This is a genomic window from Actinomyces sp. oral taxon 170 str. F0386, from assembly GCF_000195595.1.
Classification (GTDB): domain Bacteria; phylum Actinomycetota; class Actinomycetes; order Actinomycetales; family Actinomycetaceae; genus Actinomyces.
Window position 1 is genome coordinate 46,652 of record NZ_GL882539.1, and the last position, 12,432, is coordinate 59,083.

Genomic DNA, 12,432 nt, shown 5'->3' on the forward strand with positions numbered 1-12,432 from the left:
GCACCGACCGTCTCAGGACTGGTCCTGCAGGAGCTGGAGGCGGATGCCGGCGGTGGGGTCGGTGGACAGGAGACGGACCCGCACGCGCTCGCCGACCGGGAGGCGGTCGCCGCCGGAGGCTCCGGCTTCATCGTCGTCGGTTGTCCTGCCGGCCCGGATCTCGGTGACGACGGCGGGCTCGGCCAGGACGAGCTCGCCGCGGCCGTCACGCTCGGAGGTGATGACCCCGTCGAAGACCTCGCCCTCATGGCCGCGCAGGACCAGGGCCTCCAGGGCCGTCAGGGCGCCGCGGCCGATGGCCCGGGCGCGCCTGCCGGTCTGCTCCATGACGCCGGGCAGGTCGGGCAGGGCCTGGAGAACCCACTCGGGCACAGGCACCCCGGCGCAGGCGGCGATGCAGACCTCCTCGCCGTAGCGGTCCACGAGGCGGCGCAGTGGGGCGGTGACGTGGGCGTAGCGGGCGGCGATCGCGGAGTGGACGGCCTCCTCGGTGTCGGAGGCCTCGTCGTCGGCCGGGATGCCGACGCCGCCCGTGCCGAAGGCGAGGTAGCCCGAGCCGCGGAAGAGGGACATGGCCTGGTCCATGAAGGCGGCGTGCGCAGGCACGGCGTGGTCCAGGCCGCGCACCAGCTCGGGGTAGGGCTGGGCGGCCGGCCAGTCGATGCCCAGGGCCGCGGCGACGCGCCGCAGCCGGGCGTAGTCCTCGGGGCGCGCCGGCGGCAGGGTGCGCAGGATGCCGACGCCGCACTCGACCATGATCCGGGCGGCGCACATGCCGGTGAGCAGGGAGATCTGGGCGTTGTACTGCTCCGCGGGCACGGGCACGCGATAGGCGAGCCGGTAGCCGGCCGGGGGCGTGGCCCCCTCGGGGTCGACTGCTGCGGCTGTCTGCGTTGCAACCGCCTCCGGCGGCTCTGCCGCCTCGGTCACCGCAGTCACCTCGATGACCTGCTCGGGCGTCGTCATGCTGATACCGCCGCGGGCGGCCTCGCGTTCCAGGCGCAGGCGGCCGATCTCGGCCAGGAGCCCGGGCAGGTCGGCCGGGGCCGACGGCGGCAGCGAGCCCTCGCCATCGATGGCGGCCTGGACCTGGCTGTAGCTGAGGCGCGCCCGCGAGCGCACAAGGGCCCGCTCGACGCGGGCGGAGACGATCTCGCCGCGGTCGTCGAGGTCGATGGTCCACAGGCAGGCCGGGCGGTCCACGTCCTCCAACAGGGAGGCGGCGCCGTGGGAGAGGACCTCGGGGTGCAGGGGCGTGGCGGCGTCGGGGGCGTAGATGGTCTCGCCGCGGCGGCGCAGCTCGGTGTCCAGGGCGCCGCCGGGGATCACGAAGGTGGCCAGCGAGGCGATGGCGTAGTGGACGCGGTAGGCGATCGGCGGCTCGGGTGCGTGACCGGTCGACGCAGTGCCGGTCGCACTGGCAGCCGCAGGGTCAGTCGCGCTGGCGGTCTCCGTCCGGACCGGCAGGCGCTCCAGGAGCACCGCCTGATCGAGGTCCATGGAGCCGAGCGGGTCGATGGTGACCAGGTCCAGGTCGCGGGCGTCACGGGCACCGTCGGCCAGGAGCCGGGCGGGGCCGTCCTGGGCCCAGGCGCTGGCAGCGGACTCCGCCTCGGTGAGGGCCTCGGGAGGGAAGGCCGTGGGTACCTCGTACTGTGCGCGCAGCGCGTCCAAGGCCCGGGTGACCTCGGCGGGCGGGGCGATGTAGGTGCTCAGGCGCGTGCGACTCATGGGGCGAACCTACCGGTGCAGGACGGTTCGGGCCGGAAGGACTCTCAGAGCCTGACCACGGGCAGGTAGGCGGACAGGTCGCATCGCTCGCCGGAGGCCTGGAGGGCGCCGCCATCCAGGGCGTCCTGCCAGGTCAGCCGGCCGGTGGCCAGGGCCAGCCAGGTGGGAGCATCGGTCTCGACGACGCTGGGCGGGGTTCCCCGGCGGTGGACGGTCCCGGCGACGGCCTGGGTGACGCCGAAGGGTGGGACCCGTACCTCGACCGAACGGCCGGGGGCGCAGGCGGCGAGCTCCTCGAGGGTGTAGCGCACTGCGGTGGCGGTCACCCTGCGCCGAGCGGCACGGTCGGCCGGGCTCATGGAACCGTCGGCCTTCATCTCCGCAGTCTTCTGGGAGTCGTCCTGTTCCTGGGCCCACTGGCGCAGGGCCTGGGCGCCCGCAGCAGGGTCGATGCGTCGTCTAGCAGCCATGGGGCGAAGCCTATGCCGCAACCAGCGCCGGCTGCGCGCATCGGGGATGTCCTGCGCCGCCGGGGACTTTTCCTCACGGCCGGGGACCTTCTACGCGTGCGGGTGCAGGATTCCGGTCCCCGAACGCGCGACACGCACCCGTCGAGGAAAAATGTCCCCGACCGCGTAGAACGTCCCTGCCGAAGGACACCGAACCTCTCGAACTCAGCCTCTTAGCCCCTCACATGCGTCGTGCGGGGCCCCGCACCTGGCAGGACCCCGCACGACGCGGTGATGAGGATCGCCCGATCAGGCGGCAGCGGCAGCCTGCGCCTCTGAGCTGTCCTTACCCTTCTGACCGTCCTGGCTGCGACCGAGCCCCTTGAGGAGGATGACCAGCGCGGTACTCACCGCCGCCCCGGCCAGGATCGCCAGGAGGAACCCGCCGAAGTTGGTGATGGCGAAGGCGACGAACACACCGCCGTGCGGCGCGCGCGAGCCGACGTGCAGGGCCATGGTCATCGCCCCGGTGACGGCCCCGCCGGCCATGGTGGCCGGGATGACGCGCAGCGGGTCGGCGGCGGCGAAGGGGATGGCGCCCTCGGAGATGAAGGACAGTCCCAGCAGCCAGGCGCTGCGCCCGTTCTCGACCTCGGCCTTGGTGAACAGCCGCGAGCGCAGGAAGGTCGCGGCGGACATCGCCAACGGCGGCACCATGCCGGCGGCCATGACGGTGGCCATGATCTCGTAGGGGGCGGTGTTGCTGGCGCCGGCCGCGGACAGGCCCGCGGTGCCGAACAGGTAGGCCGCCTTGTTGACCGGCCCGCCCAGGTCGAAGCACATCATGAGTCCGAGGATGACGCCGAGCAGCACGGCGGAACCGCCTCCGGACATGGAGGTCAGTCCGTCCTGCAGCGCGGTCATGAGGGAGGCCAGGGGCAGACCGAGGACCATGTACATGATGGCACCGACCACCAGCGTGGTCCCCAGCGGGATGATGACCACTGGCATGAGCCCTCGCAGCCAGGACGGCACACTGAGCCCAGCGAGCCAGGCCGCGAAGTAGCCGGCGAGAATGCCGCCGACCAGGCCGCCGATGAACCCGGCACCGACCTCGACCGCGACGACCCCCATGACGAATCCGGGCGCGATACCGGGCCTGCCGGCCAGCCCGAAGGAGATGTAGCCGGCCAGCGCCGGGACGAGGAAGCTCATGGCCCCCTGCCCCAGCAGGAACAGCGTCCACCCGATGTACAGCAGCAGCCCGGACTGGGACACGGTGATCGTCTCGGTGCCGACGACGTCGCCGGCAGAGTTCTTGATCTCGTGGACGAACTCGTTGCCGGGCAGGTTCCACAGGGAGTAGTCGCTGATGGAGATCTTCTCGTGGAGGTTGGCGACGTCATACCCGGCCAGGAGGAAGCCCAGGGCGATGAGCAGACCGCCGGCGGCCACGAAGGGGATCATGTAGGACACGCCGGTCATGACGGAGCGCTGGAGGCGCCGCGCCCAGTGCTCGGAGCCCTCCTCTTTCTCCTCACTCGACTCGCTGCCGGCCGGCACGCGGGCGGCGCTCGGGTCGTCGGCCGCGGCCAGGGCCTGGTCCACCAGGGAGCCGGCGTCGTTGACGGCGGCCTTGACGCCGACGTCGACAACGGGCTTTCCGGCGAAGCGCTCGCGTCCCTTGACGGGCAGGTCGTGGGCGAAGATGACGGCGGTGGCCCGCTCGATGAGGTCGGGATCGAGGGCGTCGATCTTGCCCGAGCCCTGTCCCTCGATGGCCACGGTGATGCCGCGGTCCTTGCCGGCCTGCTCCAGGGCCTCGGCGGCCATGAAGGTGTGGGCGATGCCAGTGGGGCAGGAGGAGACGCCCACGATGACCGTCTCGCCCGCCGCCGGGGCCGACGACGTCGCAGCGGCGGTGGACTCCGCGGCGCCGGCCTCGTCGGTCGGGTCGGCCGCACCGGCGGCCCCACCCGGCGCGTTGTCCTCGGCCTCTCCCCCGCCGTCGAGCAGCTCGGGCTGGACCTGCCCGGTGACGATCCGGGCGATCTCCTCGGCGTCGGAGGCCTGGCGCAGCGCGTCAGTGAAGTCGGACTGCATGAGGCCACGGGCGAGCTTGGCCAGGAGCTGGAGGTGGAAGTCGTCGGCGCCGTCGGGGGCCGCGATCATGAAGACGAGGTCGGCGTCCTGGCCGTCGGCGGCCCCGAAGTCGACCGGTTCGGCCAGGCGGGCGAAACCGAGGCTGGGGGCCAGGACATGCGCGCTGCGGCAGTGCGGGATCGCGATGCCCCCGGGGATCCCGGTGGGGGCGGTCGACTCACGCTTCTTGGCGTCGGCGGCCAGGCCGTCGGGGCTGGAGGCCCTGCCGGCCCCGGCCACGGTGGTGGCCAGGAACTCGATGACGTCTTCCTTGCCCGGGCCGGCGTCGGCGTCGAGCGCGACCAGCTCGGGGATGATCAGTGGGGTGTTCTCGGTCATGGTCTTCCTTGGTGTCCGAGGTGCTGCCGCCCCATGGGCGGCGGCGGTGTGTCAGAGGTGGTCGGAGCGGTCAGGTGTGATGGGTGAGTAAGTGGCGGACTGGAGGAGGTTGCGAACGGTCGGGCTGGTCGGGGTGTTGGTGGCGTGGATGACGGTCAACGGCAGGAGGCGGCGGTGGGCCACGGCGGTGCCAGCGGCCCCAGCACCTCTGTGCCTCCGGGTCAGGAGAGCCGGGTGACGACGGCCGCCTGCGCGGGCAGGTCGGCGGGGGTGGGCAGGGTGGTGCCGGGCAGGGAGGCGGCGGCCGATCCGTAGGCCATGGCGGTGCTCAGGCGCTCGGCCTCGTCGCCGCCGTTGACGTCGGCCAGGATGTAGCCGGCCACCGAGGAGTCCCCGGCCCCCACGGTGGAGACCACCGGGACCTCGGGGGCGGTGGCGTGCCAGGCGCCGTCGGCGGTCACGAGGACGGCGCCGGCGGGCCCGAGGGTCACCATGACGGCGCCGATCCCCAGGCCCACCAGGAGACGGGCGGCGTCGACGACGGGGCCATAACTCCCCTCGACGGCGCCCTCCTCCAGGGCCATGGCGCGCTCAGCGGGCAGGCCTGCGAGCTGGCCGAGCTCCTCACCGTTGGGCTTGATGAGGTCGGGGGCTGAGTCGGGCAGCTCGGCGGCCAGGGCGGCCAGGGGCTCGTCGGAGGTGTCGACGGCGATGTGCAGTCCCGGTGCGGCCTCGCGCAGGAGCCTGACCAGGCGGGCGTACCAGTTGGCCGGCACACCCGGCGGCAGGGAGCCGGACAGGACTGCCCAGTGGTGGGGGGCGGTTCCGGCCGACACCCCCGTGAGCGTCAGCGTCTCCAGGAGGTCGCGCTCGACGGCCTCGATCTCCTGCTCGCTCAAGCCCGCCCCCTGCTCGTTGAGCTTGGTGGTGGTGCCGTCGGGCTCGGTGACCGCGGTGTTGATGCGGGCGGCACCGGCCACTGGTACCGGGTGGACGGTCAGCCCGGGCAGCTCGAGGGCGTCGAGGGCCAGCAGGATGGGGTCGTGCTCGGCGGCGGGCAGGACGGCAGTGGCGGCACGCCCGGAGGTGGACAGGACTCGGGCGACGTTGACGCCCTTGCCTCCGGGCTCCATGACGACGCCGGTCAGCCGTTGGACGGCGCCGCGCTGGAGAGCGGCGGGCAGGGAGACGGTACGGTCGAGGGACGGGTTGGGCGTGAGGGTCAGGATCATGCGACAAGGACCTCGGTTTCGGCTGCGACGAGCTGGTCGGTGAGTGCGGGCGGGAGCTCGACGTCGGTGACCAGGAGGTCGATGACGTCGAGGGAGGCGAAGGAGACCAGGTGCTCCTGGCCGATCTTGGTGGAGTCGACCAGGGCCACCACCTGGCGGGCGCTGCGCACCATGGCGCGTTTGACGGTGGCCTCGTCGGGGTCGGGTGTGGACAGCCCGTGGGCGGCGCTGACGCCGTTGGCGCCCAGGACGGCGACGTCGACGCGCAGAGTGCAGAGGGTCTCAAGCGCCTCGGGGCCGACGGCGGCCTGGGTGAGTCCGCGCAGCTGTCCGCCCAGGATCCGCACCCGGCTATGCCCGGCGGCAGCCAGGGAGGCGGCGGTCAGAACGGAGTTGGTGATGATGGTGAGCTCCCGATCGGCGGGCAGGAGGCGGGCGAGCGCCCCGGCGGTGGTGCCGGCGTCGACCAGGAGCGTGGTGCCGGGCGCGAGGTCCAGCCGCTCCAGGGCGGTACGGGCGATGGCCTGCTTGGCGGAGGGGTTGACCTGCTCGCGCTGGGTGACCCCGGTCTCCGGCAGGGCGGGGGCGGGGATGGCGCCACCGTGGACCTTGCGCAGGGCACCGCTGCGGTCCAGGGCGGTCAGGTCGCGGCGGATCGTCTCAGGGGTGACGTCGAAGTGCTCGGCGAGCTCGGTGACGAGGACGCGCCCTGCACCGCGCACCTGCTCCACGATCTGGCGGTGCCTGTCCTCGATGCGCATGCTCACCCCTGACGTCGGTGTCATCGGCCAGAAATGCCCGTTCGGACATCAACTAGGCCTTTCATGTCTGAACAGGCACGAGCATATGTCTGTTCAGACATTCACGTCTACCCCTGAGTGACTCACAATACATTTGATTGGTTGTTCTGAAAACGGTGCCCAGCCGCCGAGACCAGCGAGAGATGATGATGTCCACATCTGCTGCAAAGGCCCGCGACGGAGTCGGAGCACCGAAAGAAAACCGCATGATTCCGCGGCTCTAGCGGCGGCCTCGCAAGACCGGGAGGCTCTTTGCAGCAGATGTGGACACGGACGCCATACGGGCGCACGAATCGAGGGCGGACTTCAGGCCTGACGAAGCCTGCGCAGGCTCAGGTAGCCGCCGACGGCGAGCAGAGCGAGGGCGAGCGCTCCCGCACTGAGCGAGGTGCCGGTGCGAGCCAGAGGACCATCACTCGCCGCCTCGGCCGGACGGTCGGGTCCGGCCGCACGGTCGGACACTCCGGACGCGAGCGGAACGCCGGTGCCGGCAACGGCAGTGGCTGCGGGCTGTGCGCCGCTACCCGCGGACGGCTCGGTGCCGCCACCCACGGACGACTCATCAGCGTCACGACTGACCTGCGGGGTGGGCACCGCCTCATCGTCGGCCTCGTCCGCCGTGCCACCAGTACCAACTGCCGTGCCGCCACCCACGTCATCCGCCGCACCGTCGCCTGCGGCACCACCCGTATCAGCACCGGGGTCGGCCGCAGCCTCGCCCTCGATCTCGACCGAGAATCGATTGAGAACCGTGCCTGCGGAGTCGAGGGTCTCCACGGAGGCCCAGCGGCAGGTGGCGGCCTGGATCGTGCGGCAGGCGCGCGTGGGGGCGTCGGTCGGGAACGTGAGGTTGAAGTCGACCCGCCCGGTGGTCGGGCCGGTGGGGTCGACAGTGAGGTCGAGGTCCTTGGTCAGGATCTCCTTGTCCCCCGAGCTCACGCGCACGCGCCGGGCGCCGGCGGCCTGCTCGGAGGGGTTGGTGTAGGCCAGGGAGTCCAGGGTCACTGAGACCATGTTGGTACTGCGTGCACCGCCCGAGCTGATGTACACGGGCCCCACGGTCAGCCCGGTCTGCCGCTTGGAGTAGCCGGCCTTGACGGGCTGGTTGCCGAAAGAGGCCAGGTAGGCGGAGGTGACGTCGCGGTCGAGGACGCCGGTGTTGGTCGACGGCTTGTCCTTCAGGACGGTGTAGCCGTCGCCTCCCGCCAGCAGGAAGGAGTTGGAGGCGACGACGACGCTGTCGCCGTCGGCCAGCGGCACGCCGTCGACGAGGATCTCGCGGATCGCGGGGGCGGACCCGGCCTTGCTCCCATAAGCGGCATCGGTGCTGGCCTCAGTGAGGACGTCGACGTTGCTGGACAGCCCCAGAGCGAGGACGGGACGACTGGAGCCGGGCTGCCACTGCTGGGACAGCAGAGCCTTCAGCTCGGCGCCGGTGAGGGTTGTATAGGCCATCTCATTGCCGAAGGGCTGGACGGTGTAGGCCTCCCCCGAGGTCAGGACGCCATCGCCCTCGGAGCCGGAGGCGGCGTAGAGCAGGTCGGCACGCACACCGCCGGCGTTCATGATGCCCACGTAGCGGGTGGAGCCGGCCGGCTGGATGTCGGTGGCGAGCCAGCTGCGGAAGGACTCAGCGATGAGGTCGGAGGCGGTGGACTCGGTGCCGCGGTTGGAACCGGGGCCGGAGCCGTCCGAGCCGCGCAGGAAGTCCGACCCGATCTTGGCCAGCGGCTTGCCGCCCTCGGCGGCTGAGTCCTTTTCCGCCTGGGCCACGATCCCGGCGACGCCGTAGGCGTCGGTGGTGCAGCTCGAGCTGCGCAGGTCCTCGTTGTCAGCGCTGACCACTGAGGTCTTCCGACTGGCGGGGTCGTAGCTGAGGCGGATGCGGCCCAGCGCCCAGCCGTAGTGGTCGGCCTGGACGACGGCGATCCGGTTGCCCTCGACGCCGGTGACGGTCTGGGCGAAGGGCACATGGGTGTGTCCGGAGAAGACGGCGTCGACGCTCCCGCCGAAGCTGGTGGCAGTGGTGGCGGCATCCTCATGGCTGAGCACGACGACGACGTCGGCCTCACCATTAGCGGGATCACCGTCCTTGAGCTCGGCGGCACGGGCGTTGGCGGCGGCGACCGCTGGACTCAGGGCGAGGGCGGACAGGGCCGAGGGTGACACGAGGGTGGGAAGCTCATCGGTGACGACGCCGACGAAGCCGACACGCACACCGCCGACCTCCTTGATGAAGACTCCCCTGCCGCCGCCCTCGGTGCTCAAGGGAGCCGAGCCGGAGACGTTGGCGGCCAGGATCGGGAAGTTCGAGGCGGGCAGGATGCGGCCCTCGAGGTCGGTCAGGCCCTGGTCGAGCTCGTGGTTGCCCAGGGCGGAGGCATCCAGGGACATCGCGTTGAGCGCTTCCATGGTGGGTCGATCCTGGAGGATGGAGGAGACGTAGGCCGATCCGCCCACAGAGTCTCCGGCGGAGACGAACAGAGTGTTGGGGTTGGCGGCGCGGGCGGCGGATACCTCGCAGGCCAGAGTGACAGCGCCGGGATCCTCGACGGATGTCTGTCCGGTGTTGCGGTCCGTCTGAGTGGTGCGGGAGATGTGGCCGTGCAGGTCGGTGATGCCCAGCAGGTCGATGGTGGTGGCGCCGGCGGCCGGGGCGGCCGGGGCGGCCGGTTCGTCGGCACCGGCGGGCGGGGTGAGCGCGAGGGGACTGAGGGATGTCAGTGTGAGCGCGCAGATGGCGGCGCAGGCCTTGACGGCCCGCATGGGGAGCAGTCGCATGTCGTTCCTTGTCAGGCGGAGGGACGGTGACCCGGGAAAAGATGAGGAGAGGAACATGCCCAACCTTATGCGTCCATGCGATATAGGGCATTTTTTTCACGGCACTCACTGACGTTCATCACCCGGCACTCGTGCCCGCCGCCCCTGGTGGGGACGACGGGCACGAGTGCGGTTCACGCATCGCTGCGTCGGTCGGCGTCAGTCGACCTGCCGTCTGCGGCGCAGGATGAGGTAGCCGCCGGCGATGAGGGTCAGGGCGATGACGCCGGCGCCCAGGGAGGTGCCGGTGCGGGCCAGTGACCAGCCGCCCGTACCACCAGCCGGCCTGCCATCGCCGCCACGATCCTCAGGAGCGGCGTTACCCGCCCCGCTCGTGGCAGCAGGCAGTCCCCCGACACCGACCGGCGCCGCGGAACCGTCACCACCACCTCCGGGCGAGGCCACCGCCTCCCCGTCCGAAGCCCCACCGGAGCCCGCCGTCGCCGACGGAGCCGGCTGCGCACCGGGCGAGGCCGACGGCGTTACCGTGGCGACCTCCGACGGTTCGGCACTGGGCGCCGAGGACGGAGCCCCCGGCGAAGGCGCGGCCGACGGCGCACTGGACGGAGCCGGCTGCGCGCCGACAGTGGCCGACGGCGTCGCAATGGGCTTCGCATCGGCCGGCACCTCGACGTAGAAGCTGTTGAGGACCCGGCCGACACCATCAACGGACTCCAGGGTCACCCAGCGGCAGGTCGTGGCCTCAGCACTTCGGCAGGCACCGGTAGGCGCATCGGCCGGCACCGCGAGGTCGAAGCTCGCCTTACCGGTGGTCGGGCCGGTACGGTCCACAGTCAGGTCGATGTTCTGACTGAAGAACTCCTTGTCCCCGGACACGGCGCGCACGCGGCGGGCCCCGAGAACTTGCTCGGTGGAGTGGGTGTAGGCCAGGGAGTCCATCGTCACTGTCACGAAGCCGGCCCGGCCCGGCTTCGGGACCGCGCTCATACCCACCTGACGCTTGGCGTAGCTCGGCTTGAGTATCTGCTGGTTGAAGGAGGCCAGGTAGTTGGTGGTGATGTCGCGTCCGAGCGACCCGACATTCACGACCCCACTTCCGTTGGGGAGCGTGAAGCCGGCGCCACCTGTGAGCAGCTCCTGGGTGGAGGCCACGACCACCGTGTCCGTGTCCTCCAGGACCTGCCCGTCCACCCTGACCTCGCGAATCGAGGGGGCGGCGCCGTCCTCGGTCTGGGCGGCGGCGTCCGCAATGACATCGACGTTGGCGGACAGTCCCAGCTGGACAGCCGCCGGATCGGCTCCGGGGCGCCACTGCTGGGCGATGAGCGCCTTGAGCTCAGCACCAGTCATGGCGAGGTAGCCCATGGCCTTGTCATCCGGGGAGACGTTACGGACCTCGTCGACCGTGAAGAGGCCGTCGACCTGATCGGCAGGCACCTCTCCGTGATAGTTCCCGGTGCTCTTGTACCGGAAATCGGCTTTGAGGTCGTCGGCCCGGACTACTCCCACATAGTGCGCGGAGGCCGGCGGCCGTTCCATGGGATCGATGTCGGCGAGCCAGTATCGGTAGGACTCGGCCACCAGGTCGGCCGCCGTGGACTCGGTGCCGGTGTGGGCTCCGGGAGTCACGCCATCCGATCCACGCAGGTAGTCAGTACCGAGCTGCGCCACCGGCTGAGCGGCCCCCAGATCCATCATCTTGTTGTATCTCTTATATGAGAAGATATTGATGCCGTCGAAATCGTCTTCATGGCAGTACTCCTGCCTCAGATCCTGATTCTCCACGTTGATGACAGAGACCTTCTTGGTGTCCCGGTCGTAGTTGAGCCGAATCATCCCGAGCTTCAGACCGTAGTGGTCGGGCTGGACGACGGCGATCTGATTGCCCTCGACCCCGGTCACCGTCTGCGCGTAGGAGACGTGGCTGCGTCCGGCGACGACGGCGTCGACGTTCTTGGAGAAGCCCGTCGCCGTGGAGGCCGCGTCCTCGTGACTGAGCACGACGACGACGTCGGCCTCGCCATTGTCGGGATCACCGTCCTTGAGCTCGGCGGCGCGGGCGTTGGCCGTGGCCACCGCCGGGGCGACCGTGAGCTGTGCCCGGGTGGAGGAGGAGACCAGTTTGGGCAGCTCATCGGTCACCACACCGATGAAGCCGACCCGCACCCCGTCGACCTCCTTGATGGAGATCCCGCGACCGTCCCCCTCTGCGCTCAGAGCATCGGAGCCGGACACGTTCGCCGCCAGAACGGGGAATGTCGCATAAGGAAGAACCCGACCCTCGAGGTCACCGAGACCATGGTCAAGCTCGTGCACCCCTAGCGCAGAGACATCCATGCGGAGCCGATTCAGCACATCCAGAGTCCCCTCATCCTTCATATAGGACGACAAGTAGTATGACGACCCGATATTGTCTCCCGACGAGACGAATAGCGTATTGGGATTCGCCCTGTATGCCCTACTCAGATGACATCCCATAGATATCACGCCGGGATTTTCCACCTTGTCGGCGTCGACCTCACCAGTCACCGGATCCTTATAAAACGTGCTTTCAATGTATCCATGCAGATCGGAGATGCCAACGAGGTCGATGGCGACTCCCCCATCCGGGGGATCCAGTGGCACAGCGGCGTCGGGCCCTCCGGCGCCCTGAGCTGGAGCCGCCCCGGAGGGCGTGGCAATGGAAAGAGGGCTGAGTGCGGCGAGGGCCAGCGCACCGAATGCGGCGCAGACTCGTCCGCGCCTTCGCGATATGAGTCTCATCATATGTCCTTGATCAACGAGAAATGAGTGTGGGAAACGTGAAGGGAGAAACGCTGTGCCATTGGTCGCCTCTCAGTCTTCCGGCCGTCTGCGGCGCAGGATGAGGTAGCCGCCGGCGATGAGGGTCAGGGCGATGAGGCCGGCACCCAGGGACGTACCGGTGCGGGCCAGTGGCCAGCCGCCCGAGCCACCGAC

At 70.4% G+C, this 12,432-nt stretch carries 7 protein-coding genes; all 7 read right to left on the bottom strand.

All coding sequences use genetic code 11. The features are described 5' to 3' along the window. Positions 1–12: 12 nt before the first annotated feature. A complete protein-coding gene (locus HMPREF9056_RS06845) occupies positions 13–1,731 on the bottom strand; it encodes an RNB domain-containing ribonuclease (RefSeq protein WP_009746693.1) in 1,719 nt (572 codons plus the stop codon). Positions 1,732–1,775: 44 nt separating this feature from the next. Then, positions 1,776–2,201, bottom strand: a complete 426-nt coding sequence (locus HMPREF9056_RS06850) for a sterol carrier family protein (protein WP_009746694.1) — start codon at positions 2,199–2,201, stop codon at positions 1,776–1,778. Positions 2,202–2,489: 288 nt separating this feature from the next. After that, positions 2,490–4,661, bottom strand: coding sequence for a fructose-specific PTS transporter subunit EIIC (locus HMPREF9056_RS06855; protein ID WP_009746695.1), 2,172 nt, complete (start codon positions 4,659–4,661; stop codon positions 2,490–2,492). Between the two features lie 221 nt (positions 4,662–4,882). Beyond that, positions 4,883–5,893, bottom strand: a complete 1,011-nt coding sequence (locus tag HMPREF9056_RS06860) for a 1-phosphofructokinase family hexose kinase (RefSeq protein ID WP_009746697.1) — start codon at positions 5,891–5,893, stop codon at positions 4,883–4,885. Further along, a complete protein-coding gene (locus HMPREF9056_RS06865) occupies positions 5,890–6,654 on the bottom strand; it encodes a DeoR/GlpR family DNA-binding transcription regulator (RefSeq protein WP_009746698.1) in 765 nt (254 codons plus the stop codon). Before HMPREF9056_RS06865 ends, HMPREF9056_RS06860 begins: the two co-directional genes overlap by 4 nt. Before the next feature lie 345 nt (positions 6,655–6,999). Beyond that, positions 7,000–9,474: a bifunctional UDP-sugar hydrolase/5'-nucleotidase gene (locus HMPREF9056_RS06870; protein ID WP_009746700.1), complete on the bottom strand. Its 2,475-nt coding sequence runs from the start codon at positions 9,472–9,474 to the stop codon at positions 7,000–7,002. A 198-nt stretch (positions 9,475–9,672) separates the two neighbouring features. Beyond that, a complete protein-coding gene (locus tag HMPREF9056_RS06875; RefSeq protein ID WP_367379064.1) occupies positions 9,673–11,709 on the bottom strand; it encodes a 5'-nucleotidase C-terminal domain-containing protein in 2,037 nt (678 codons plus the stop codon). Between the last annotated feature and the right edge of the window lie 723 nt (positions 11,710–12,432).